This is a genomic window from Lysobacter sp. Soil_C_59 (genome assembly GCF_057656415.1).
Genome location: NZ_JBDGKK010000008.1, coordinates 59,726 through 82,473 on the forward strand (window position 1 = coordinate 59,726; position 22,748 = coordinate 82,473).

At 65.8% G+C, this 22,748-nt stretch carries 27 protein-coding genes; 14 read left to right on the forward strand and 13 right to left on the reverse strand.

The window, feature by feature from the left end:
- Positions 1 to 99 precede the first annotated feature (99 nt).
- Positions 100 to 1,536, reverse strand: a complete 1,437-nt coding sequence (gene pdxR, locus AC3A3Q_RS14590; RefSeq protein WP_487586923.1) for a MocR-like pyridoxine biosynthesis transcription factor PdxR — start codon at positions 1,534 to 1,536, stop codon at positions 100 to 102.
- A gap of 189 nt (positions 1,537 to 1,725) precedes the next feature.
- Here pdxR and AC3A3Q_RS14595 point away from each other — a divergent pair, with 189 nt between their 5' ends.
- The 5 genes from AC3A3Q_RS14595 (at position 1,726) to AC3A3Q_RS14615 (ending at position 5,157) form a co-directional block, all read left to right on the forward strand.
- Entirely contained in the window at positions 1,726 to 2,166 is a 441-nt protein-coding gene (locus AC3A3Q_RS14595; RefSeq protein WP_487586924.1) for a carboxymuconolactone decarboxylase family protein, read from the forward strand.
- 26 nt (positions 2,167 to 2,192) lie between these two features.
- The gene (locus AC3A3Q_RS14600; RefSeq protein ID WP_487586925.1) at positions 2,193 to 2,633 is read left to right on the forward strand and encodes a cupin domain-containing protein; all 441 of its coding nucleotides are present in this window, start codon (positions 2,193 to 2,195) and stop codon (positions 2,631 to 2,633) included.
- 97 nt (positions 2,634 to 2,730) lie between these two features.
- Positions 2,731 to 3,126: a GFA family protein gene (locus tag AC3A3Q_RS14605; protein WP_487586926.1), complete on the forward strand. Its 396-nt coding sequence runs from the start codon at positions 2,731 to 2,733 to the stop codon at positions 3,124 to 3,126.
- Positions 3,127 to 3,154: 28 nt separating this feature from the next.
- Positions 3,155 to 4,207: an alpha/beta fold hydrolase gene (locus tag AC3A3Q_RS14610; RefSeq protein ID WP_487586927.1), complete on the forward strand. Its 1,053-nt coding sequence runs from the start codon at positions 3,155 to 3,157 to the stop codon at positions 4,205 to 4,207.
- A 38-nt stretch (positions 4,208 to 4,245) separates the two neighbouring features.
- A complete protein-coding gene (locus tag AC3A3Q_RS14615; RefSeq protein ID WP_487586928.1) occupies positions 4,246 to 5,157 on the forward strand; it encodes a VOC family protein in 912 nt (303 codons plus the stop codon).
- A gap of 19 nt (positions 5,158 to 5,176) precedes the next feature.
- Here AC3A3Q_RS14615 and AC3A3Q_RS14620 read toward each other — a convergent pair whose 3' ends face one another.
- The 7 genes from AC3A3Q_RS14620 to gcvA all read right to left on the reverse strand — a co-directional run bounded on the left by AC3A3Q_RS14620 (position 5,177) and on the right by gcvA (position 10,597).
- Positions 5,177 to 5,575, reverse strand: a complete 399-nt coding sequence (locus tag AC3A3Q_RS14620) for a cupin domain-containing protein (RefSeq protein ID WP_487586929.1) — start codon at positions 5,573 to 5,575, stop codon at positions 5,177 to 5,179.
- A 150-nt stretch (positions 5,576 to 5,725) separates the two neighbouring features.
- Positions 5,726 to 6,211 carry an HvfA family oxazolone/thioamide-modified RiPP metallophore gene (locus tag AC3A3Q_RS14625; protein ID WP_487586930.1) on the reverse strand — a complete coding sequence of 162 codons (486 nt, stop codon included), beginning with the start codon at positions 6,209 to 6,211 and terminating at the stop codon, positions 5,726 to 5,728.
- Between the two features lie 181 nt (positions 6,212 to 6,392).
- Positions 6,393 to 7,139, reverse strand: coding sequence for an HvfC family RiPP maturation protein (locus tag AC3A3Q_RS14630; RefSeq protein ID WP_487586931.1), 747 nt, complete (start codon positions 7,137 to 7,139; stop codon positions 6,393 to 6,395).
- A complete protein-coding gene (locus AC3A3Q_RS14635; protein ID WP_487586932.1) occupies positions 7,132 to 7,989 on the reverse strand; it encodes an HvfB family MNIO-type RiPP peptide maturase in 858 nt (285 codons plus the stop codon). Before AC3A3Q_RS14635 ends, AC3A3Q_RS14630 begins: the two co-directional genes overlap by 8 nt.
- Before the next feature lie 62 nt (positions 7,990 to 8,051).
- Positions 8,052 to 8,507 (reverse strand): HvfA family oxazolone/thioamide-modified RiPP metallophore, encoded by a 456-nt coding sequence (locus tag AC3A3Q_RS14640; RefSeq protein ID WP_487586933.1) that lies wholly within the window; start codon positions 8,505 to 8,507, stop codon positions 8,052 to 8,054.
- 85 nt (positions 8,508 to 8,592) lie between these two features.
- Entirely contained in the window at positions 8,593 to 9,276 is a 684-nt protein-coding gene (locus AC3A3Q_RS14645) for an HvfX family Cu-binding RiPP maturation protein (protein ID WP_487586934.1), read from the reverse strand.
- A gap of 148 nt (positions 9,277 to 9,424) precedes the next feature.
- Positions 9,425 to 10,597, reverse strand: coding sequence for a transcriptional regulator GcvA (gene gcvA / locus AC3A3Q_RS14650; RefSeq protein ID WP_487586935.1), 1,173 nt, complete (start codon positions 10,595 to 10,597; stop codon positions 9,425 to 9,427).
- Between gcvA and AC3A3Q_RS14655 the strand changes: the two genes are divergently transcribed.
- Both AC3A3Q_RS14655 and AC3A3Q_RS14660 read left to right on the forward strand, forming a co-directional pair.
- On the forward strand, positions 10,499 to 11,290 hold the full coding sequence (locus tag AC3A3Q_RS14655) for an MBL fold metallo-hydrolase (RefSeq protein WP_487586936.1): 792 nt from the start codon (positions 10,499 to 10,501) through the stop codon (positions 11,288 to 11,290). The genes gcvA and AC3A3Q_RS14655 overlap by 99 nt on opposite strands.
- Entirely contained in the window at positions 11,287 to 12,126 is an 840-nt protein-coding gene (locus AC3A3Q_RS14660; protein ID WP_487586937.1) for an MBL fold metallo-hydrolase, read from the forward strand. The genes AC3A3Q_RS14655 and AC3A3Q_RS14660 overlap by 4 nt, the downstream gene beginning before the upstream one ends.
- Before the next feature lie 7 nt (positions 12,127 to 12,133).
- On the opposite strand, the gene AC3A3Q_RS14665 is transcribed toward AC3A3Q_RS14660, so the two are convergent.
- Positions 12,134 to 12,439 carry a hypothetical protein gene (locus AC3A3Q_RS14665; RefSeq protein ID WP_487586938.1) on the reverse strand — a complete coding sequence of 102 codons (306 nt, stop codon included), beginning with the start codon at positions 12,437 to 12,439 and terminating at the stop codon, positions 12,134 to 12,136.
- A gap of 214 nt (positions 12,440 to 12,653) precedes the next feature.
- On the opposite strand from AC3A3Q_RS14665, the gene AC3A3Q_RS14670 reads away from it, so the two are divergent.
- Positions 12,654 to 13,868 carry a serine hydrolase domain-containing protein gene (locus tag AC3A3Q_RS14670; protein WP_487586939.1) on the forward strand — a complete coding sequence of 405 codons (1,215 nt, stop codon included), beginning with the start codon at positions 12,654 to 12,656 and terminating at the stop codon, positions 13,866 to 13,868.
- Positions 13,869 to 13,953: 85 nt separating this feature from the next.
- A complete protein-coding gene (locus AC3A3Q_RS14675) occupies positions 13,954 to 15,069 on the forward strand; it encodes a DUF1254 domain-containing protein (RefSeq protein WP_487586940.1) in 1,116 nt (371 codons plus the stop codon).
- On the opposite strand, the gene AC3A3Q_RS14680 is transcribed toward AC3A3Q_RS14675, so the two are convergent.
- Positions 15,066 to 15,326 carry a hypothetical protein gene (locus AC3A3Q_RS14680; protein WP_487586941.1) on the reverse strand — a complete coding sequence of 87 codons (261 nt, stop codon included), beginning with the start codon at positions 15,324 to 15,326 and terminating at the stop codon, positions 15,066 to 15,068. The genes AC3A3Q_RS14675 and AC3A3Q_RS14680 overlap by 4 nt on opposite strands.
- Positions 15,327 to 15,555: 229 nt before the next feature.
- Here AC3A3Q_RS14680 and AC3A3Q_RS14685 point away from each other — a divergent pair, with 229 nt between their 5' ends.
- From AC3A3Q_RS14685 to AC3A3Q_RS14700, 4 genes are read left to right on the forward strand one after another with little or no spacing between them, the layout of a single operon-like run.
- Complete coding sequence (locus tag AC3A3Q_RS14685) at positions 15,556 to 15,990, forward strand: RidA family protein (RefSeq protein WP_487586942.1); 435 nt, start codon at positions 15,556 to 15,558, stop codon at positions 15,988 to 15,990.
- A 35-nt stretch (positions 15,991 to 16,025) separates the two neighbouring features.
- Positions 16,026 to 16,652 (forward strand): hydrolase, encoded by a 627-nt coding sequence (locus tag AC3A3Q_RS14690; protein ID WP_487586943.1) that lies wholly within the window; start codon positions 16,026 to 16,028, stop codon positions 16,650 to 16,652.
- A 36-nt stretch (positions 16,653 to 16,688) separates the two neighbouring features.
- Positions 16,689 to 17,903, forward strand: coding sequence for an acyl-CoA dehydrogenase family protein (locus AC3A3Q_RS14695; protein ID WP_487586944.1), 1,215 nt, complete (start codon positions 16,689 to 16,691; stop codon positions 17,901 to 17,903).
- A gap of 36 nt (positions 17,904 to 17,939) precedes the next feature.
- Positions 17,940 to 18,368 (forward strand): hypothetical protein, encoded by a 429-nt coding sequence (locus AC3A3Q_RS14700; RefSeq protein ID WP_487586945.1) that lies wholly within the window; start codon positions 17,940 to 17,942, stop codon positions 18,366 to 18,368.
- Between the two features lie 68 nt (positions 18,369 to 18,436).
- On the opposite strand, the gene AC3A3Q_RS14705 is transcribed toward AC3A3Q_RS14700, so the two are convergent.
- Positions 18,437 to 18,943, reverse strand: a complete 507-nt coding sequence (locus tag AC3A3Q_RS14705; protein ID WP_487586946.1) for a DUF4136 domain-containing protein — start codon at positions 18,941 to 18,943, stop codon at positions 18,437 to 18,439.
- Positions 18,944 to 19,100: 157 nt separating this feature from the next.
- Between AC3A3Q_RS14705 and AC3A3Q_RS14710 the strand changes: the two genes are divergently transcribed.
- Complete coding sequence (locus AC3A3Q_RS14710; protein WP_487586947.1) at positions 19,101 to 19,742, forward strand: GNAT family N-acetyltransferase; 642 nt, start codon at positions 19,101 to 19,103, stop codon at positions 19,740 to 19,742.
- Between the two features lie 20 nt (positions 19,743 to 19,762).
- Here the strand turns inward: AC3A3Q_RS14710 and AC3A3Q_RS14715 are convergent, their stop codons facing one another.
- Complete coding sequence (locus AC3A3Q_RS14715) at positions 19,763 to 20,821, reverse strand: HDOD domain-containing protein (protein ID WP_487586948.1); 1,059 nt, start codon at positions 20,819 to 20,821, stop codon at positions 19,763 to 19,765.
- Between the two features lie 126 nt (positions 20,822 to 20,947).
- Positions 20,948 to 22,729: a histidine kinase gene (locus AC3A3Q_RS14720; protein ID WP_487586949.1), complete on the reverse strand. Its 1,782-nt coding sequence runs from the start codon at positions 22,727 to 22,729 to the stop codon at positions 20,948 to 20,950.
- Between the last annotated feature and the right edge of the window lie 19 nt (positions 22,730 to 22,748).

Consider the following 22,748-nt stretch of genomic DNA (forward strand, 5'->3'; position numbering starts at 1 on the left):
ACAGGTGGTGCTGGTGGAACGGTCCATGCCGTTGCCACCTGGAGTTGCGCGAACGTCGAACCGGGCAATGCGAAAGCCCCAGTCAGCGTGCGCTACCTATCAACCGGTCAACTGCTCGAGCACGGTGCGGACGCGATCGAGTGCCGGGTCGATATCCTCGGTCTCGATGGCGCCGAAGCCGACCAGCAGCCCCTGTGGGTGACCAGGCGTCCGGTAACAGTCATCGAGCGGATACAGCCCGACTTCCGCGCGCCGCGACAATTGGCATACCTGAAGTGCGTCCAGCGGCGGCCGCAACATCACGGCCATGTGATAGCCCGCGATCGCGGGCAACGGCTCCAGCCAGGGCGACAGGTCGCCGGCCAGGCGCGCCAGCAGCCGTTCGCGGCGCTCACTGAAGACATCGTGGCAGCGACGGATGTGCTTGAGCAGGTGCCCCTCGGCCATGAATCGTGCCAGCGACCATTGCAGCATCGTCGGCGTGTGCCAGTCGAAGAGGTGCTTTGCGTTCACCAGCGCCGTGCGCAATGCCGGCGGGGCGATGGCATAACCGAGGCGAAGCTCCGGCGACAGTGACTTGGAGAACGTCCCGACGTAGGCCACCAGGCCCCACTGGTCCAGTGTCTGCAGGGGTTCCAGCGCGCTTCCTTCGTAGCGGAACTCGCTGTCGTAGTCATCTTCCACGACTATCGCGCCCAGTTCGCGGGCGCGCGCGAGCAGCGCGTGTCGCCGTGGTGCGCTCATCGGCATGCCAAGCGGAAACTGATGGGTCGGCGTGGTGTAGATCAGTCGCGTGCCATTGGGGATCTGGTCAACGCACAGTCCCTCCGGATCGACCGGCACCGGCACGACTTGCGCTTGCTGCGCTTCCAGCAGCATTCGTGCCAACGGGTAGCCGGGCTCCTCCATTGCAACGATGGCGCCCGGCACGATCAGCACGCGCGCGACCAGGTCCAGCGCCTGCTGCGCGCCGCTGGTGATCACCAGATCGTCGGCGCGGCAATCGACGCCGCGGCTGAAGCCGGCATGCCGGCTGACCGCGTCGCGCAGCTCGATCAGGCCTTCCGGTTCCGCGTAGAACCCGCGCTGCGCCGCGCTGCGGCGCAGGCCATGCAGTGCGCACTGGCGCCACTCGGCTTCAGGAAACAGGCGTCTGGACACCGCACCGGCAATGAACTCGTAGCGCAGGCGCGCCTCGGGCACCGGATGTCGAAGTGGCGTCTCCACGCCTTGCCAATGCCGGGCGACCGCGCTTCCCGCCAGGTCTTCCTGGGCGAGTGGACGCGATCGCTGCGGCAGGCGCGATGCCACGAACGTGCCGGCGCCGACCTGGCTGACGATCAGGCGGTCGAGCGTCAGCTTCGAATAGGCCTGCGCGACAGTCTTGCGCGAAACCCCGAGTTGGTCGGCGAGCAGGCGCGAAGGCGGCAACTGCTGCCCGGCGGCGAGGCGACCGGAGCGGATGGCATCGCGCAGTTGGCCGTGGATCTGGTCAGCCAGGCCGCGCGTGCCTTCGATCACTACATGCAATTCCATGGGGCCCGCGGGTTGGCAAAGGGGGAGGGCGGCGGAACCGCAAATGTACCCGAGCCGGTGTTCGTTCCCGGTCAACCCGTTACGCCAGGTGGTCTGTGAAGTGGTCCCCCAAGAAGTTCGGAATTGGTGTCCTTGCGCGCCGTCATCGGCCCATAGGATGGCGGCACCCAACCAACAGGACTTTCCCCCATGCAACCCCGTCTCGACTTCTACAAAGCCTCACCGGATGCCGCCAAGGCGATGCTCGCCCTCGAGGCCGCCGTCAACAAGCTCGGCCTGGAGCCGCCCCTGCTTGAGCTCGTGAAGCTGCGCTCGTCGCAGCTCAATGGCTGCGCCTATTGCGTCGACCTGCACAGCAGCGACGCACGCAAGCGCGGCGAAAGCGAGCGTCGCCTCCATGCAGTCGCGGTATGGCGCGAGTCGCCGTTCTTCAGCGACCGCGAGCGCGCCGCGCTGGCCTGGACCGAATCGTTGACCCTGCTGTCGCAGACGCGTGCTCCGGACGCCGATTACGAGTGGCTCAGCAGCCAGTTCGACGAGCGCGAGCGCGTCAACCTGACCGTAGCCATCAATCTCATCAACGGCTGGAACCGCCTCGCGGTCGGGTTCCGCTCCGTCTCCGCCACCTGAACCAACCAAGACAGGCAACAAACGACATGAACATCCGTATCCCGACACTCGTCCTGCTGGCAGCCCTCGGCGGCGTCGCAACGTCCGCATCGGCGCATGGCCCGGCGGCCGATGGACAGGAGAAGATCACGATGCTGCAGGAGCACGCGTTGTCCGACGCACCTGGCAAGAAGGCGCTGTTCTTCACCGTGGAGTACGCACCCGGGCAGAAGTCGATCCCGCATGTGCACACCGGCTCGGCGATCGCCTACGTGCTGGAAGGAACCGTGATCTCGCAGCTTGAAGGCGAGGCACCCGTGACCTACAGCGCGGGCCAGTCCTGGTACGAGACGCCGCGCATCGACCACCTGGTGTCGCGAAATGCCAGCAACACCAAGCCGGCCAAGCTGCTGGTATGGATCCTCAATGACGGCGACAAGCCATTGCTGACGCCGCTGCCTTCCAATCCGGGCGCGAACGCTCCCTGAAGCCCCCAACGGTCCCGCCGAGTCATCGCGCGGGACCGAATGGCGGTCTGTTATGTTTGCCGACGCAGTTCCTCCATGCGCCAGGTGGCAGGACGTCATGACCGACCGGTTCGCTTCATGCAGTTGCGGGAAGCTCAGCGTCAGCACGCGAGGCGAACCGCTGCGCGTTTCCGTTTGCCATTGCCTGAACTGCCAGAGGCGTTCCGGCAGTGTCTTTGCGGCCCAGGCCCGGTTCCCGGCCGACGCGGTCGCCATCACCGGTGAAAGCACCGAGTTCGTGCTGGTCGGCGACGAAGGAACTTCGGCCCGGTTTCATTTCTGCCCGCAATGTGGCGCCACCGTTTTTTATCTGATGGACGCGATTCCCGACGTGGTCGCGATTCCCGTTGGAGCGTTCGCGGATCCTGGATTTCCGACGCCGCAGGTGTCGGTGTATGCGGTACGGCAGCACCCATGGGTGCGTCTGGGCGAAAGTATCGAGCGTCTCGATTGAGCTCCCCCCTCAGTGCACGGAGATCCAGATGGACAAGACCGAAGCCAGCCATGACCCGATTCGTCGCCGCCTGATGGGCACGGCCGTTGGTGCAGCAGCAGTGGCGCCGCTGCTGTCGGCGCACGTGGCCGCAGGCGGGCAGCCGACACCCGATGCCGCGGCGCCCACTCGCGCACAGCACGCCTCGTTCGGCCCGCTCAAGCAAGTGAAAACCGACCTGCTTGAAATCGGCTACGCCGAGGCCGGCCCGAAGAAGGGCCCACCGGTGATCCTGCTGCACGGCTGGCCTTACGACATCTACGCCTTTGTCGACGTGGCGCCGCTGCTGGCACAAAAGGGTTACCGCGTGATCATGCCGTACCTGCGCGGATACGGCACCACGCGTTTCCTTTCGCCCGATACGCTTCGCAACGGGCAGCCCGCAGCCCTTGGCGAGGACGTTGTGCAACTGATGGATGCACTGGGCATTCGCAAGGCGGTCGTTGCCGGTTTCGACTGGGGCGCGCGCTCGGCCGACATCGTCGCGGCACTCTGGCCGGAGCGGGTGAAGGCGCTGGTGGCAGTCAGTGGCTATCTAATCGGCAGCCAGCAGGCCGGGCAGGTGCCGTTGCCGCCGGAGGCCGAACTGCAATGGTGGTACCAGTTCTACTTCGCCACCGAGCGTGGACGCCAGGGCTACGACAAGAACCGCCACGATTTCGCCAAGCTGATCTGGAAGCTGGCGTCACCGAAATGGGCATTCGATGACGCGACCTTCGACCGCAGCGCGGCGGCGTTCGAGAATGCGGACCATGTCGACATCGTCATCCACAACTACCGGTGGCGCCTCGGCCTGGCCCAGGGCGAAGCCAAGTACGACGCATTGGAGGCCAGGCTCGCCCAGTTCCCGGCCATCAGCGTGCCGACGATCACGATGGAAGGCGATGCCAACGGCGCGCCGCATCCCAAGCCCGAGTCGTACGCGAAGCGCTTCACCGGCAAGTACGAGCATCGCCTTATCACCGGCGGCATCGGCCACAACCTGCCGCAGGAGGATCCGGACGCATTCGCCAAGGCCGTCATCGACGCAGACCGGCTGTAAGCGCAAGCCCGACCTGAGCGTCGCCAAGGAGGTTAGGTATGTCCCTTGTGAAACCGATCACGCCGCATCTGTGGTTCGACAAGCAGGCGAAGGAAGCGGCCGCGTTCTACTGCTCCGTGTTCCCGGATTCGAAGATCGATTCCATGACAGTGCTGCGCAATACGCCATCGGGCGATTGCGATGTGGTGTCGTTCACTCTGCAGGGCCAGCCCTTCCTGGCGATCAGCGCCGGGCCGCTGTTCAAGTTCAACCCGTCGGTGTCGTTCTTCGTCAACTTCGATCCGTCTCGTGATCCGGACGCGCGCTCGAAGCTGGACCAGTTGTGGGCGGCGCTGGTCGAAGGTGGCCAGGCGCTGATGCCGCTGGATGCGTATCCCTTCAGCGAGCGCTTTGGCTGGGTGCAGGATCGCTACGGCGTGTCGTGGCAATTGATCCTGACCGATGCCGGCGGCGAACCCAGGCCGCCGATCGTGCCGTCGCTGATGTTCACCGGCGACGTGTACGGCAAGGCCGAAGAGGCGGGCGCGTTCTACCGCTCGGTCTTCGACGACTCCGCTGAGGGGCGGATGGCCAGGTATCCCGCCGGCTTGCCGCAGGATCGCGAAGGCACCGTCATGTTCTCGGATTTCCGCCTGGGCGAAACCTGGTTTGCGGCGATGGACAGTGGGCATCCGCACGGCTTCGGCTTCAATGAAGCGATCTCCTTCGTGGTGACGTGCCGTGACCAGGCGGAGATCGACCGCTACTGGGCGCAGCTGTCCAGCGTGCCCGAAGCGGAGCAGTGCGGCTGGTGCAAGGATCGCTTTGGGCTGTCATGGCAGATCACGCCGATGCTGATGGACGAGATCCTGGCCTCGGGCGACCAGGCCGTGATCGATCGGGTCACGCAGGCGTTCCTGCCGATGCACAAGCTCGACCTGGCCGTGATCGAGGCGGCCGCCGCATCGTAAGCGGCGCCGCACGATGCCGTCATGGCTTGGAGCGCAGCACCACGATCGGTTTGCCCTTTTCAACCAGGTAGGTCGCCAGTTCCGCGCCCGGCACCTTGCCTGGATTGTGTGCGGCATGTGGCTGGCCAGCCGGGATGTACAACGATTGGCCGGCTTTCAGCGTCACGGCCGGTTTGTCCTCGAACGAGTACTGCAGCGTGCCTTCCAGCACGTACGCAATCTCGACGCCCGGATGCGTGTGCATGCCGAACGTGGTGCCCGGGGGAAAGTCGACGCGGACCTGCACGGCTTCGCGAGTGGCGTCGAAGTCATGGCGCAGGGCTTCGTGGCGCTTGATGCCGGTCTGGGTATCGGCCGCCATCAGCGGGGTGCTCGTCAGGAGCGCAGCCAGAACGGCGGCAGTGTGCAGGTTCTTCATGTCGCATGCCTCGATGAGTGGGAAAGTACGGCGATCGTCAGGCCATGAATACGCGTGCTGGCGTTCGCTCGTTGTCACGCCGCCCGGTTCAGGAAAAAGGCGCCCCCTCCAAGGGGGAGGGGGTGAGGGGGCGCAGGGGGAAACCGTTGATTACTCCGGAATGTCGGCGAACAACCCGCGCGGCATCGGCTTGCCATTGGCGTCAAAGGCGGCCTTGACGTTGTTGTAGGCCTCCAGCTCGGAGATGAAGCCGTCGTTGTTGGGGTCCTTCGACTTGAAGATCGCCTCGCCGTTGGGAACCACGGCGACGAATTCGGCGCGGGAGACCAGGCCGTCCTTGTTGGTGTCGGCGGAAGCGAAGCGCGCATCGCCGCACTGGCCTTCGCCACACTTGCCTTCAGCGGTCTTCTTCGCTGCCGAAGTGTCGGCCTTGGCTGCGCCGCCACACTTGCCTTCACCGCACTTGCCCTCACCACACTTGCCTTCGCCGCACTTGCCTTCGGCGGCGGCATGGCTGGCAGCCAGCATGTAGCCCTGTGATAGTGGTTCCATGGCGAACGCGGAGCCGCCAAGGACCATGCCTGCCAATGCGACGCCGAGCATGCCGACGGGGTTACGGGTGTTGATCCTGGACATTGCGATACTCCGGTGGGGATGCGGTCTGGCCGCGTGGGGTTGGGTTGCCGGTGAAGGCGCTTTTTTCTGCTGACGTGTCCATTTCAGCGCGGTGAGGTATCGGACGTGTGTCGCGACACCCGCGGATCTGTAACAAGGCGTTGCATGCCATGCGCCCGGTACGTTTCGATACAAATCGCACTTACCTCGATGCCGTGCCCAGGACGATGCCTTGCGCATGCAGTCGCTGGAGCAGCTCCAGGCCATGCGCCTCCATCCCGGCGGGATCCGCGCCAGCGGCGGACGCCAGCGCAGCCAGGTGCTCCCTTCCGCTCCACGCGTTCGCCTGCAGCGAGGCCAGCAGGTGGTAGACCAGCGGTGCTATGCGGCTGAAGTGCACGCCATGGTCCGCATCGCGATGGACGAGCAGCGTGGTGGGCAGCTCCGGAGGCGTGTCGACAGCGTGTCCCGGACCGATGTCCGTGACCGGCCAGCGATACGCCAGCGGAATGGCGAGCGGCGAAAGCACCGGCACGCCGCTGAGCAGGTCGCCGTCGGCGCGGTAGGGCGGTGGCACGGCGTCGCTGACGTACAACGCCTGCTCGATCCATTCGTAATGCGCCAGATCGGGCAGCCAGGGTGGCATGCCGGTGTCGTCGCCCTGGGCTTCGAGATAGGCGACGAACTCGCCGGCGATCTTCGGAAACAAGGGCGTGCTGCTGCGGTGCCCGGCGTAGAAGGAGCGCACGAGCTTCTGCCATCGCGCTGCACCGAGCGTTTCGCGGATCACCGGGAACCCGCTCGCCAGCAATCCTTCTATCGCACCGAAGAACAGTTCGCGATAGACGCGCAGGCGCCGGTCCTCGATGCCCGGCGGCGGCGCATGACGGGCCGGGTCGCGCAGATGGCGCGCCAGGGTGTACTGCTGTTCACGCAGAGACTCAGACATGGGCCAGCTCCAGCAATGTCCGGCGGTCGGCGTGAGCCAGCTGCATCGTGCGGATGCGCTGCGTCTCGAGCAGCAGTTCGCCGAGGGGCGGGAGATTGAAGTCGCGTTCCAGCAGCGTTGGACGCACGCCGAAGCGGCGGTACGCGGCATCTAGCAGGTCCCAGACGTCGGCCTTCACCGGCGCGCCATGGGTATCGACCTTGAGGTCGATGTCCTCGTCGAAATGCCCGGCGATGTGGTACGAGGCGATACGCTCGGCCGGGAGCCGTGCCAGGAAGGCCTGCGGGTCGTAGCCGTGGTTGATCGAGTTGACGTAGAGGTTGTTCACGTCCAGCAGCAGGTCGGTGTCGGCCTCGGCCAGGACGGCATTGATGAAATCGATCTCCGCCAATGCCTGGTAAGGCGCGGCGTAGTAGGAGACGTTCTCCACCGCGATGCGCCGGCCCAGCACGTCCTGTACCTGGCGGATGCGCGAGGCCACGTGGGCGATGGCCTCGTCGGTGAACGGAATGGGCATGAGGTCGTACAGGTGCCCGTCGTCGGAGGTGTAACTCAGATGTTCGCTGTAGAGCACCACGTCGTGACGGTCGTTGAACTCGCGCGTGCGCCTGAGCAGCTCCATGTCGAGCGGCTCGATCCCGCCCAGCGACAACGACAGGCCGTGCGCGCTGATCGGGAAGCGTGCGGATAGCTCCGCCAGCTGCTCGCCGAACTTGCCGCCGACACCGATCCAGTTGTCCGGCGCCACTTCGAGGAAATCCACTGCGCGGTCGTGCATGGCCAGCAATTCCGGCAACAGGCCGCGGCGCAGGCCCAGGCCGGCAGTAGTCGGGGAAACGAGGGAGCGCATGGCTGTGATCTCATGTGGGCTCCCGCGGCACCGTGGCCGCGGGAGCGCAGGACGGGCAGGGATTACTCGGGGAACGCGGCGAAACGGCCGATCGGGATCTTCTTGCCGTTGGCCTCGAAGCGGGCCTTGGTGTAGTCGTACGCCTCGCGCTCGGAGATGAAACCGTCGGCATTGGCGTCCTTGTCGGACCAGCCCTGTCCGCTCGGCACGACCTTCAGGTACTCGGCCTTAGAGACCAGTCCGTCGTCATCGGTGTCGGTCTTGTTGAAGCGCGAATCGCCGCACTGGCCTTCGCCGCACTTGCCTTCGGCGGTCTTCGACGCGGCCGCGGTCTTCGTGGTCTTGCCTTCGCTGGCGCCGCACTTGCCTTCACCGCACTTGCCTTCGGCTGCGGCGTGGGTGGCGCCGAGCATGTAGCCCTGGGCAAGCGGCTGCATCGCGAATGCGGAGCCACTCAGGGCCAGGCCAGCGAGGGCGAGGCCGAGCAGGCCGGCGGTGTTGCGGGTGTTGGGGGACATGGGTATTGCTCCAGTTGGTTTGCACGGAATCGTGCGAGAGGCGCGGGCCGCTTTCACGCCGCCCGCGAATGAGAGGGGAAAGATGTCAGGCCTGCGCGTAGCGCAGGGCTGCCAGGCGGCGCCGCGACCGCGACCAGGCGAACAGCGCGACACCTGCGAGGGCCAGTGCACCGCCTGCCCAGGGCAGCAGGATCGAAACCGTCGCTCCGAGGGCGAACAGGACCAGGGCCCACGTCGAAGGGTCGGCGGTGGTGCCCGGCACCTGCGTGAAGCGTGCAGCGATCGCGTGGTCAAGGCTGAAGCGACCGGCACCGCCGAGCATCAGCGGCAGCAGCATCACCAGGTAGATGAGCGGCAGCTTGTAGTTGCCGAAGCCGTCATCGCTGATGGCGTAGCCCTGCCACAGCTCGGCGAGCGACGACCAGTCGGACGGCCAGTGCACCGCGTAGATCGCCACGACGGTCAGCACGAACAGCGCAGCCGCGGCGTAACGCGTGCCCAGCCCGACCAGCAGGGCGACGCTGGCGCCCAGTTCCAGCCAGGTCGCCATCGCCCAGTTAAGGTCGGGGCTGATCAGCGAGAACGGCAGCGGGAAGCGCTCGCCGAGATCGGCAAACCAGTTGCTGCCTTGCAGCTTCTCGCGGCCGGCTTCGAAAAATTCCCAGGCCAGCAGCAGGCGCAGGCCCAGCGGTGCGAGCCACTGGCCGACACCGTCGACGCGGGAGAAGAAGGGTGTGCTCGCGGGGATCGCGGGAAGTGCGGTGGACATGCTGGTACCTCGTAGGGGGCCACTGGGTTGTGTGGCTCCATTTCGAGGCCCCGGGGTATCCCCCAGATATCGGGTGACCCGGCTTTTTGCATGGAACTTTGGCTGCCGTACCGGTTGATACCTTCCGATACAAACGCGCCTGGACGACTTACCCGGAGGAAGCTTCCTCGCGCAGCCACTGGCAGAAGGCATCGATCGCCGCGTTGCGCTCGCGTCCACGCCGGCAGACGATCCAGAATCCGTACGCGTTATCCAACGCACGCTCGAACGGCTTGATCAGGCGTCCTCGCTGCAGGTCCTCCTCGACCAGTGGGGCGATCCCCAGCGCGATTCCGTGGCCGGCAGCGGCCGCCTCCTGGGCGAGGTAGATGCTTGCGAACAGCGGGCCGCGTGTCGCATCCACCTGCGTCGCACCGGTGGCCTGCAGCCATGCGGACCAGTCGGGCACGCCGGGGCGGGCGGCCGCGCTCTGGTCATGCAGCAGCGTGAAGTGCCGCAGGTCGTCGGGCTGCGTCAGCCGCTGGCGCGCGTCTGCCGCGAGCGATGGCGCACACACCGGAAACACCGATGCGTCCATCAGCCGCTCTGCCACGGCACCGGAATAACCGCCCGGACCGTAGCGGATGGCGACGTCGATGCCGTCGCGGGTGAAATCGGCGTGTTCGTCGCCGGTGTTGATGCGCACCCTGAGGTCGGGCCAGTCGCGGTGGAACCTGTGCAACCTCGGCGCGAGCCACTTCGCGGCGAAGGATTCCATCGTGCTGATGCGCAGATCGGCTGCGGCGGGGGCGATGGCCCGGTCCAATGCCAGGTCGAGTTGGCCAAACAGCTCGCCCAGTGAAGCCGCCAGTGCCTTGCCCTCGTCGGTGAGCTCCACCGAGCGATGGTGGCGATGGAACAGCTTGACGCCGAGATAGGCCTCCAGGTGCTTCACCTGATGGCTGACGGCGGCGGGGGTGACGAACAGCTGCGCCGCCGCGGCCTGGAAACTGAGGGATCGCGCGGCTGCCTCGAAGGCCCGCAGGGCATTGAGCGGAGCAGGGTGGCGGGACTTCACGGGCGCCTCGGGCGTTGGTGCAGGCCCGCATCCTATCAAGTTAGTTTTACTAATCCATCTGCAAAAACAACTCGTTTGTCGGCGCCGGCCGCGCTGTCGATGATCACCTCCATCGAAATGGCGGAAGCGATCATGAGAGTCGAAGCATTGCGACCGGATGTGCTGATGTTCGTCGGCGACGACCACGAGTCGGTCGCCACGGCATTCCTCGATGGCGACGATGTCCTGCTGGTGGACTCGCTCGGCAGCGAGGAAGACGCGCACTGGATGCGCCGCGTTCTCTGCGAAGACATGGGAAAGACGGTCCGCGCCGTCGCCGCGACGCACTTCATGAGCGATCACCTTGCCGGGATGCCGCTGTTCCCCGATGCGGTGACCATCGCCCAGCGCCACCATCGCCACGCGTTCCTGTCGCAGAACCGGCGAATCGACGCCTTTTACCGCGAACCAGAAGTGGTTTTCGACAGCGCCCTGTCCATCCGATGGGGGCGGCACGAATTGCGATTCGTGCACAACCCCGGAAAGACGATGGACCATGTCAGCGTGGACGTGCCCGACGCGGACCTGGTCTGCGCCGGCGACAACATCGTCGGCAACATCGTCTACCTGTCGAAGGCAGACCCCGAGGCGATACGCGCTGCGATCGACCGGATCCGGCAGTTGCGCAGGGGTACGGTAGTGGGCGGGCATATCGGCTGGTTCCCCGCGGTCGTCCTCGACAACGCCATCCACTACCTGGATCGCCTGCGCGACGCGGTCGTCCGCATTCGCTCCCGGGGCAGGGTGGAAGAGATCGGCGAACGCATCGCGTCCATTCCCCTCGAGTCCTGCCTGGCGCCGCTGGTCGAACCCGTCGAGTTCGAGCGTGTCTGGCATCGACGCAACCTGGATGTCATCGCCGCGCAGTCGATCTTCGAGTTCGACGCCGCCATCGTCTCTCGTCGGGGGCAGGCATGAGCATCGGTCGCAGGCAGTTCATCGCGGGCTGTGCCGGCCTGGTGGGCATGGCTGTGCTCCCTGGCAGGCGTGTTCTGGCCGCGGCTCGTCCTGACGATCTGCGCATCCAACGGCTGGCATGGGCGGGGATTCGCCTTCAGTTGCCGCAGGCGACGCTGTTCATCGATCCGCTGGTCAATCCCGACGCGTGGGGAACGGCGCTCAAGGACCGGCTGGTTCCGGTCGGCGACGCCGTGGGCGACACCAGTGTCCTGATCACGCACGCGCATCCGGACCACTTTGATGCCAAGGCCGCGGCGGACGCGCTGGCGCACGGTGGGACGCTCGTCCATCCGGCCGGAACGAACCCGCTGCCGGTTCCCGCAGGGGCGCGTGCGAGACCGGGTACGTTGTGGGAGCCGCAATTGCTGGGCGACTTCACTGCCACCGCCGTGCCCGCATCTGATGGTTACGGCGACCCGCAGGTGTCCTGGGTGATATCGGCCGCTGGCCGCCGGATCTTCCATGGCGGGGATACGCTGTGGCACGGCCACTGGTGGCGGATCGGCCGCCAGTTCGGGCCATTCGACGCCGCTTTCCTGCCGGTCAATGGTGCGCGGTTCGGTTGGCGCAAACCGGTGAGCGGCCTGCCAGGCGTGCTGACGCCGGACCAGGCAGTGGCAGCCGCGGAGATCCTGGGAGCGCGCCGGCTGATTCCGATTCATTACGGCGTGTCAGGTATTGCGGAATACGTCGAAGTCGACGATCCAATCGGCCGGCTGCGCGAAGCGACGCGTGCGAAACCCGTTCGAATCGAAGCACTCGTGCCTGGTGCATGGTTGGACTGGCAAGCGTGACCTCGCGCTAGGGTTCGTCCTCCCAGGCGGTAGGGGAGTCGAACATGCCAGCTTGCAGCGGTGCTTCGTCGGCGAACACGAACTGCGCCTGCGGGGCCGCGGATGTCAGGTCGGAACCGGCCGATGCGGTAGTGGCCCACGGAACGCGGGACAGGGCTTCCCGCGCTTTCGGGTCGGCGAGCAGATCGTCGCCGGACTCGATGTGCCCGGCGTGAGCGGTCAGGGCAGGATTGGCCATATTTGTCTGTGCGTAAGCAACAGGCACGGCCAAAGCCAGCGGGAACAGCACGGTAACGGCTCGAAGCAGGCTCATCGGAAAGCTCTGTAGGGGTGTTGGTCCCATTACGACGCCTGGCCGTATCGAGGGTGTGTCTGATCCCTGATCGATTTGTATGTCCGTGTATCGGCCCGGTTCATCGACTACCTGCGCCGGTTCGTCGCGGCATCACCGGTTTCGTCGGATCCCGTACCCGCGGCGACGCACGCCACGCCATCCTTGGGCGTCCTGCGGAGAGCCTGAGGTCGTCATGCGAGTCAGCCAGTGGTGGGTGTCGGTAACCGTACTTGCCTTCCTGCTTGTGCCCGGGTCGGTTACCGGCTCGGATCGGGCAGCAGCCGCGCCCACCGACCAGGCCACGATCGATCGCCGCATCGAGGCGGCAATGGCCCAGGCGGGGCTGGTCGGTGTCGGCGCTGCGATCATCATCGACAAGCAACTGGTCTGGTCGAAGGGTTACGGCTTCGCCGACAGGCAACGCGGGGTGCGCTTCACGCCCGACACGGTGATGAACATCGGATCGATCAGCAAGACCGTCACCGGTGTGGCGATGTTGCAGGCGGTAGAGCAGGGCAAGCTGTCGCTGGACCAGGACATCAACGCCTACCTGCCATTCAAGGTCGCCAATCCTTCGTTCCCCCGCGAGCCGATCACCCTGCGCCAGCTGGCTACGCATACCTCGGGCATCAGTGATCGCTGGGCGGTCTACCAGGGGCTCTATCACTGGGGCGGCGATGCTCCGGAGGACCTGTGCGGCTTCCTCCGGAACTACCTGGTGCCGGGTGGCAGGGACTACTCGCCGGACAACTTCCTGCCATTCAAGCCCGGCAAGCACCGCGAGTACTCCAATATCGCCGCCGGCCTGGCTGGCTGCATCGTCGAGCGCGCCGTTGGCCAGAAGCTCAACGACTACACGCGCGAGCGCATCTTCGCGCCATTGAAGATGGATCGAAGCGCGTGGTTCCTGTCTGAACTGCCGGCCGGCGTGCACTCCACGCTGTACGTGGCGCAGGACGAGTTCAGCATTCCGATACCGTTATACGGCGTAACCACTTATCCCGACGGCGGCGTGCGCACATCCGTGTCGGACCTGTCGCGGCTGTTCATCGCACTGCTGGACGATGGGGCGTACCAGGGCGCGCGCATCCTGAAGCCAGCGTCAGTGGCCGAGATGCTGCGGTTCCAGTACACGCCATCCAACAAGCCCGACAACGTCATCCTCGCCGAGAAGAACTCCGGTTTGTTCTGGTCGACCAAGTTCAACGTCACCCGCATCGGCCATGGCGGCTCCGACCCGGGTGTGCGAACGGAAATGCTGGCCAACCTCTCCAGGGACGTGGCCGTCATCGTGTTCGTCAATACCTCGTTGTCCGAACAGCAGGCCAAGGTCTATGCGGGACTGATGGATGAACTATGGCGCCATGCGGAAGCGCTGAAACCGCAGGCGAGGCCGCGAGGCCTGTAGGGCGGTCCGCTGTCTAAGTTCAGCGCTCACAGGGATTTCACGACGGTTGCCGCAGAAGGCTCTGACGCCGCCCAAGGAACCGACCATGAGAATCCTGTCCGCCGCCGTGCTGCTCCTGCTGGCCACCGCGTGCCAACGCGAGACGGCCCCCGCGCCATCGCCGGAAACCGCCGCCGCCAAGGCCGACGCGGCCTCGCAGGCGCCCGCTTCACAGCCCGATGCCGCTGCCGCGCAAAAGTCGGAACCGGGCACGGTGCCCGTCAACGTCGACAATTTCGTACGCGCCGAATCGGATCTCTTCATCGCCAACGCCGTCAAGGAAGCGGGAGGGACGGGCAAGTTCTTCCATCGGCGCGAACTGACGCCCATCGACAAGCAGACTGTCATCCGCATGAACCGCGATACGCTTTACTCCGCCGCGGTTGTGGACCTTGATGCAGGGCCGGCGACTATCACGCTTCCCGACGCCGGAAAGCGATTCATGTCGATGCAGCTGATCAACGAGGACCAGTACACGCCGCAGGTGATCTACAAATCCGGCCGGCATACGCTGAGCAGGGACACGATTGGCACGCGATATGTCCTGGTGGGGGTGCGAACACTCGCCGATCCCAACAACCCCGACGACATGAAGCAGGCCCATGCCCTGCAGGATGCGATCAAGCTTGAGCAGGCGGGGCCGGGCGTCTGGGAGGCGCCGAAGTGGGATCCCGTCACGCAGAAGCAGGTGCGTGAGGCGTTGCTGGCGCTGGCGGCCGGCTTGCCCGACACCCGCAAGTCATTCGGCACCAAGGCCGACGTCGACCCGGTGCGGCGCCTGGTGAACTCGGCGGCGGCGTGGGGCGGAAACCCCGACAAGGACGCGCTGTACCTCAACGTGACGCCGGCGAAGAACGATGGAAAGACCGTTTACAAGTTGCACGTCGGCGAAGTACCCGTGGACGGCTTCTGGTCGATCAGCGTGTACAACGCGAAGGGCTACTACGAGGCCAATGACCGCAACGCCTACACGATCAACAACTTGACCGCGAAGCACAACGACGACGGCTCGGTCGATGTGCAGTTTGGCGGATGCGACGGGCAGGTGCCCAATTGTCTTCCGACCGCGTCGGGATGGAACTACCTTGTCCGCCTCTATCGACCCCGTGCCGAAGCTCTGAGCGGCAAGTGGACGTTTCCCGAGGCCCAGCCCGCCGGCTAATCCACGGCGTCGCCCGAAAGCCCCAGGTCTCGCAGGATCGACCCCAGTTCACTCTGGACCGACTCCGCGAGATCTGGCGGCGCGCGGTCCACGATGGCGCCTGCCATGCCGGCGAACCGCTCATAAAGGTCGGCGTCGCCAGGGGAGTCCCGCAGCATCCGCTGGACCTCCTCCCGCAATGCTTGCAGTTGGTCCTGGAGCTCGGGCCACGTCGGTGCGGGAGCGGCCCGCTGGAAGGACTCTCGATCGTTGGTCATCGCGACACCGAAGGCAGAGACGGATCCGCCGGGCCAGCCCAGAGGGTAACGCTTCGCACGCCCCGGCAGAAGGCGCCAGTGTGGCAACAACGAGGTTCCCGGGACGCATCCGGGCATTGATTCGCTTTGCTCAACAGCGAAGTTCCGCCGGACGAGCTACCGGTCTCCCGGTCGGTCGCCTATACATCTACATGATGAGCAGGCGCACACGCTGGACAGGAGAACGACCATGAGTCTGAGCAAGGAAACAAGGGAAATGGGCATGCCGTGGGAGTCCTCGTACGGCTATGCCCAGGCGGTCAAGGTGGGCGACACGATCTACATCTCCGGCCAGCTCGGTCACGACGCGGATGGCAACATCGTCGGTCCGGCGCCGCTGGACGAGCACAACCGGATCCTGGATCACTCCAACATGGAGGTCCAGATGCGCCAGTCCTACGAGAACGCCAGGCTGATGCTCGCCAAGTACGGCGCAACTCTCGATAACGTGGTCGAGGAAGTGCTGTACGTGACCGACATGGATGCGGCATTCGCCGCGGCCGGGCCCGTGCGGAAAGCCGCCTATGCGTCCGACAAGCCTGCCGTCGCCAGCACGATCCTGGTGACGCCACGCCTGGCGCTGCCCACCCAGCTCATCGAAATCAAGTTCATCGCAAGAACCTAGGGCCGCAACCGCGCCCCCGCTTCAGGAGCACCGCCATGTCTGACACGACGCCGGTCCGCGATCCCGGCAAGGACGCGCTGATCGCCCCGCAGAACGCCGTCCTCGCCTTCATCGACTACCAGCCCGAGCAGTACGCCGGTGTCGCGTCGATGGCGCATGACGAGCTGGTCGCCAACGTCACGCTGCTGGGCGAGGTGGCGACCGCCTTCGAGGTTCCGGTGGTGTTGAGCACCGTGTATGTGCGCCACGGCATGAGCGCGACCAACCCAGAACTGCGCGACGCGCTGCCGGGAGTCGGGGAAATCGACCGCACGACGATGAACGCATGGGAAGACCCCGAGTTCCGCGATGCGATCGCCGCGACGGGGCGTCGCAAGCTCATCATCGCGGGCCTGTGGACCGAAGTGTGCGTTGCCTTTCCCGTGATCGATGCGCTGCGGGAAGGCTATGAGGTGTACTTCGTCGCCGATGCCATCGGTGGTGTCAGCGCCACCGCGCACGAAGCCGCGGTCCAGCGAATGATCCAGGCCGGCGCTACACCCATCACCGTGTTGGCACTGGCGTGCGAACTGCAACGCGACTGGGGTCGGCCAGGTGCTGACCGGCTGCGCGTCGCGATGCGCGCCTATTTCTCTGCGCGGCGCGCGCGGCGTGCGGGTTGATCCAGTTGGTTGCGACTGATTGAGAGGAACGCAGACATGAGCCCCGCAGACACCGTTGCCAGGAAGCCCCGCGCGCAGCTGCCAGAGCCCGATGGCGACTTCTACCAGTTCTCGAAGACGCTGTCGGACGACGACAACGCGATCCGACTGAAGGTTCGCAACTTCATGGAGCAGGAAGTCCAGCCCATCATCTCGGGCTTCTGGGAGCGCGACGAATTCCCCTTCGAGCTGCTGCCCGGTTTCAAGGCACTGGAGATCGCCGGGTTGCCTTACCGCGGTTATGGCTGCGCCGGGCGTAGCACCACGCTGCTGGGCTTCGTGATGATGGAGATGGCGCGCGTGGACTCGTCGATGTCCACGTTCTTCGGCGTGCATACCGGATTGGCCATGGGATCGATCTACCTGTGCGGGTCGGAAGAGCAGAAACAGCGCTGGCTGCCGTCGATGGCCCGGATGGACCAGATCGGCGCCTTCGCGTTGACCGAGCCCGACGTCGGCTCCGGTACCGCCGGAGGTTTGACCACGACGGCCAAGCGGGAAGGCGATACCTGGATCCTCAATGGCCAGAAGAAGTGGATCGGCAACGCCACCTGGTGCGACTTGACGGTCGTCTGGGCACGTGACCTCGACGACGGGCAGGTGAAGGGCTTCGTGGTCGACAACCGCACGCCCGGATTCCACGTCGACAAGATCCTGCACAAGATGGCGCTGCGGGTCGTGCAGAACGGCCTGATCACGCTCACCGACTGCCGCGTCAGCGAGGCCGATCGCCTGCAGAACGCCAACACTTTCAAGGACACGGCGCGCGTGCTGGCGATGACCCGGGCTGGCGTGGCCTGGGAGTCCGTGGGTTGCGCGCGAGGCGCGTACGAACATGCACTGAGATACGCGCAGCGACGCGAGCAGTTCGGCAAACCCATCGCCAGCTTCCAGCTCGTGCAGGACCTGTTGTTCCGCATGCTGTGCAACATCACCTCGAGCCAGGCCGTGTGCGTGCGGCTGTCGCAGATGCAGGACCAGGGATTGATGCGCGACGAGCATGCTTCGCTGGCCAAGGGCGTATGCACGGTGCGGATGCGCGAAACGGTCGGGTGGGCGAGGGAGCTGCTTGGTGCGAACGGCATCCTGCTGGACCAGCAGGTGGGCCGTTTCGTCGCGGATGCCGAGGCGCTGTACTCCTACGAGGGCACACGGGAGATGAACGCACTCATCGTGGGCAGGGCGATCTCTGGCTTCAGCGCGTTCGTTTAGACTCGCTGCGCATCAGGGCGAGGAGAGGAGAAACCCATGGCTGACGAACTTGCTGCGGCGAATGTCAACCGGTCGTACCAGCTCGCCGCGTCGAGCATCGCGATCTTCACGTTCCTGCTGTTCTTCCTGTATCCGAAGTTTTCCAGCGGCGAGGTCCACGCGTTCCCGTTCCAGGCCGCGTTGATCGTCATGGGCGTGGCGACGTTCTCGTTCGCGTTTTCATCCTTTTACTATTACGGCGCATCGCTTGGCGGCCGGATCGGCGATGCCGAGCGCGCCCGGTACTCGCGACGAGGCGATCGCATGTGGCTGACCGGCTGCGTCCTGCTTTTCCTCACGCCAAGCCTGATCCTCTTCACGGTCGGACTGCTTGTCGTTGCGTCCGCGTGGTTCGCGCTGTGGCTGGTGTACATGTTCTTCGTGGCGCGCTTCTTCCCCCGCATCCTGACCACGGCGAAGGGCTGAGCGGCGCCGATCCCGAAGCAACGCGCGTGCGCTGGAGCGGACCTTGTCCGCCCCAGGCGCTCGGCCGGCTATCTGGCCTGGGTTGTCGGCGGGAAGTCGGCGAACATCTTGTCCAGTCCCTTGTCGACTTCGACCACGGCCTTGTCGGCCGCGCGCGGAATCGGCCCGGTAGCGACGCCGCTCCAGATGGCCCGCTGGGCCTTCGCGTCGAACATGTCCACCACGACCGTGCTGACATCGACCTGCTGCATGGCGATCGTGTCGCTGCCGCCGGGGGCGCCGGCATAGCCCACTCCGCCCCTGGCGTTCGGCTTGTACTTCTTGGTCGTAGACACGTTCACGGAAATGGCGACGTCGCCGCGGTCAGCCAGCGTCCAGCCCTTGGCTTTCAGCCGCGCATCGATGCCTTCGACGAAACGTTGTTGCACGGTCGGTGATGCGCTTTCGGGCTTTATCCAGTAGTACGTCTTGTACGAGCTGAAGTTCGCCGACGGATCGGCCTTCGTGGTGACCTCCGGCGTCGCGGCAACGACGGCGAAGGAAGCGAGCGCAAGGGACAGAACTAGAGCCTTCATCATGTAGCCTCCAGGACGGTACGGGCGAGTGGATCAGGCGCAAGCTTACATAGATCCAGCGGTTGGGGCAGGGGTCTCAATCCCTGCGACACGGTCATGGTCCAATTCCCGGGCGCCGGACTATGCCCCCCATCCGGGCTCAACAGACGATCACCCAATGACCAGCCCCCACGTCGATCCCAAACTCGTTTTTGCCTGGCAGGCAGCGCATTCCATCGCCCGTGGCTCGCCGCCCCCTGTGCACGATCGCGGCGGCTATCGGGTGGATACGCACTCGGAAACGGAAGTGACGCGCTGGGTCTTCCCGCAGCTGTCGGATGGCTTGCGCGCAGTCGCACGCGAGATCACGGCGCCACGCCATTACATGAAGCTGTGTGGCTCCAACGACGAACTGCGAAGCGCACTGCCAGGCCGCTGGGAGGTTCAGCCGGCGAGCTATTTCATGGTGGCGGCAGCGAAAGCCTCCGATGCGAAGCCTCTGCCCGACGGCTACAGCTTGGAACTCCACCAAGCCGGCTCTGTCACCCGGGCATGCATCAGTTCGCCGCAGGGCGAGCTGGCCGCGAGCGGATGCGCGGCGGAAACGGCGGATGTCTTCATCTACGACCGGATCGTAACCGCGGAGGACCACCGGCGAAAGGGACTGGGTGCCGCAGTGATGGCCGCTCTCGGGGCGGCTCGAAAGTCCGTGGCAAATCCGCAGCTTCTCGTCGCGACCGAGGACGGCCGCGGCCTTTACGCCAGCCTGGGTTGGGCGGTGTTCGCGCCGTTCGCTACTGCAACCATCCCGGAGGGTTGATTCTCTCCGGGGGGCAGTCTTCAGGCAGCTTCCGCCATCTCGTCCGCCAGGGAGCGCCAGCGCGGCAGCCGGTCGAGTTGCCCGACGGTACGCAGGTAGCCCTCATCGACCGGCGCATCGTTGACGATGGCCGCGGCCACATGCACGGCGCCGGCGACCCAGAATCCGCCGCGCAGGCGGGCAGGGTTCTGGTGGAAGGCCACGGCCTCCACGATCGGTGAGGGCAGGCCCCACAGGCCGAGCAGGTACGCGCCGGCCACGCCGTGCGGGGTGATCGTGCCGTCACCGGTGCTGCTGGTCATCGGCGGCAGCAGCAGGCCGACTTCCGCGAGCAGGCCGGCGGTGGAGGCGAGTTCGGCGCTCGGGCCGGCGAGCAGGCGACCTGCGAGTTGCGAGATGCGCAATGCGCGGTCGCGCATCGCGTCGGCGTCGGCCGAACTGGCGCCGGCGGAGAACACCTCGTTTGCCAGGACCAGTTGCAGCAACGAATTCTGTCCGAGTCGCGTGACCGCGGTACGCAGGTCGCTGATCTCGCGTCCGCCGGAGTAGTACGCGGAATTGGACAGGCGCAGCACCTTGGCGGCGACGGCCGGGTCCTTTGCCACGGCCTCGACGACACGCGCCGAACTCGAATCGGGATCGCGAAGCAGGCGAGTCAGGGCCAGGTACTGGCGCGGCGCGGCCGGCAGCGAGCCGAGCTTGCCGATGGCGGTCTTCAGGCCCTGGTCCGACAACAGCGTGCGAAGTTCCAACACGCTCTCGACTGCCTCGATCAGCGCGATTGGATCGAGCGGTTCGGCCAGCACCCGGTGGCTGACTTCGAGTGCTTCCATCGCGTCCTCGCCGTCCCCGTTGTCCATCAGCAGGATGGCGATGGCGTCGGGGTGGCGCTTGCGCAGCTGGCCAAGCAACGAGCGGCCATTGCTGGAGCCGACGCGGGAGGCGCAGACGAGGATGTCCGGGTTCCAGTCGCCGGTCAGTGCAACCTCGGCGCGGTCGGTCCACGCCACGCGCCATTCAAGGCCCTGGTCCTTGAGTTCTTCTTCGACCTGCGCGGCATGGCCGCCCTCATCGCTCACCACGAGAATAAACACCGGGCGCCTACCGTAGTTGGTTGCAGTTGCTTCGACTAACGGCTGCGCGGGGATGTCCTGAAGGGCGCGATCTGCAAACTGCCAACACGCGCACAGTTCGGCGGGGCAGGCCTAGCGGGCCAGGTGCATGGGCAGCCGGGCGCGTATGCAGGTGCCGCCGCCTTCGCAGGTCTCGATCTCCAGCGTGCCGCCGACCTGCTGCGCCCGCTCGCGCATGGTCACCAGGCCCAGGCCCTGCACGCCATCGGCGGCGAAGCCGCTGCCGTCGTCGGCAATGGACAGCTGCAGCGTCTCGCGCTCGGCATCGACCGCCAACGTCAGGGTGACGCGGCTTGCGGACGCGTGGCGAAGGACATTGGTCAGCGCTTCCTGGGCGATGCGGAAGCAGGCCAGCTCGACTTCCGGATCAGGCCGGTGCGGAAGTGACGAGAGCACCATTTGCAGCTGCGGCTGGCCGGCGCGGAACAGCTTGTCGGCCTGCCAGCGCAGCGCGGTCTCCAGGCCAAGCGTGTCCAGTTGCGGCGGACGCAACAGCAGCGACAGGTTGCGCAGCTTGGTCACCGTCTGGTCGGTCGTGGCGATGATCTCGGCGAGGATCTCGTTGCGACGGTCCGGGTCGTCATCGGTCTGGATGGCCATCGCGCCGAGTTTGATCGCGGTGATCGCCTGGCCGATGTCGTCATGCAACTCACGCGACAGCGTGCGGCGCTCGTCTTCCTGCACGGTCAGCAGGCGTCGCGTGACCGCCTGCAGTTCCTCGCGCAGGTGGCTCTGCTGCTGGAGGCTGAGATTGACCTCGCCATAGGCTTCGTGCGCGCGCGTGGCGAGCTGGTTCATCGCCTCGGCCAGCGGCGCCAGCTCGCGCGGAACGCTGTCGGGCTCGACCGGTGGGGATTCACGGTCCAGGGCGAATCGCTGCATGCGTTCGAGAAGCTCGTGGACGCTGCCGCCCAGGCGCTTCATCTGCATGTGGACGATCGTCAGTACGCCAACGAGCACGAGGGCAAGCAGGACGATGATCACCATCATGTTGCGGCGCGACTCGGCGGCCACCACCCGGTCGGGAACGAGCAGCAGCATCCGCCAGCCGACCTGCAGCGGCACCGCGCGGGCGTAGGCATCACTGCCATCGCTCAGCACGCCGGAGAGCCGTTGCATCCGGGTTCGGTCACTGGCGCGCTGCAGGGTCAGGATGGTCTTGTCGCGTGCGTTGTCACCCAGCACATCGAGGGACCGGTACGGCAGGCCTTCGCTGGCGTGCACCACGGTCTGGTCGCGGTCCAGCAGCAGCACCTCGAAGCCGCGCGCCTGCAGCCAGTGGCTGCGCAGCGCGGCGAACGCTTCGATCTCGATGGCGCCCTGGATCACTCCGGCGAAGCGCCCGTTGCGGAACAACGGCGCCGACACCGTCACCAGTGGATCGCCGCCCAGGTAACGACCGCGGAACGCGTTGGAGATGTAGGCATTCCCGGTGGTCCGCGGCTGGAGGAAATAGCTGCGATCTGCGACGGAGATATCGCCGAGGCCGGGAATCTCCGGCTGTATCGTGCGGACGTTGCCCTCGGCATCGGTCACCAGCAGCGAGGTGAAGCCAGGGTAGTGGCGGTGGATCTGCAGCAGGTCCGCGGCCCAGGCCGCGGAGTCGTCGAGGCTGCCCTCGGCGCTGCGCCGCTCGGCGAGCAGCTGCACCGGTACCAGGTGCAGTCCGAGGAAGTTGTCTACTTCGTGCCCGGTCGATTCGGCCACCGCTTCCAGGTGCCTGCCGAACTGTTCGCGGGTGGTGGTGTCGCGTTGCCACAGGATCAGCGCGGCCAGGACGAGAACCGGCACCACGACTGCGACCAGCAGCAACCGGGCGAACTCGCGCAACAGCCCGCGGCCTGGCGGGGTCATTGCGGGGAGGCCGGTCCTG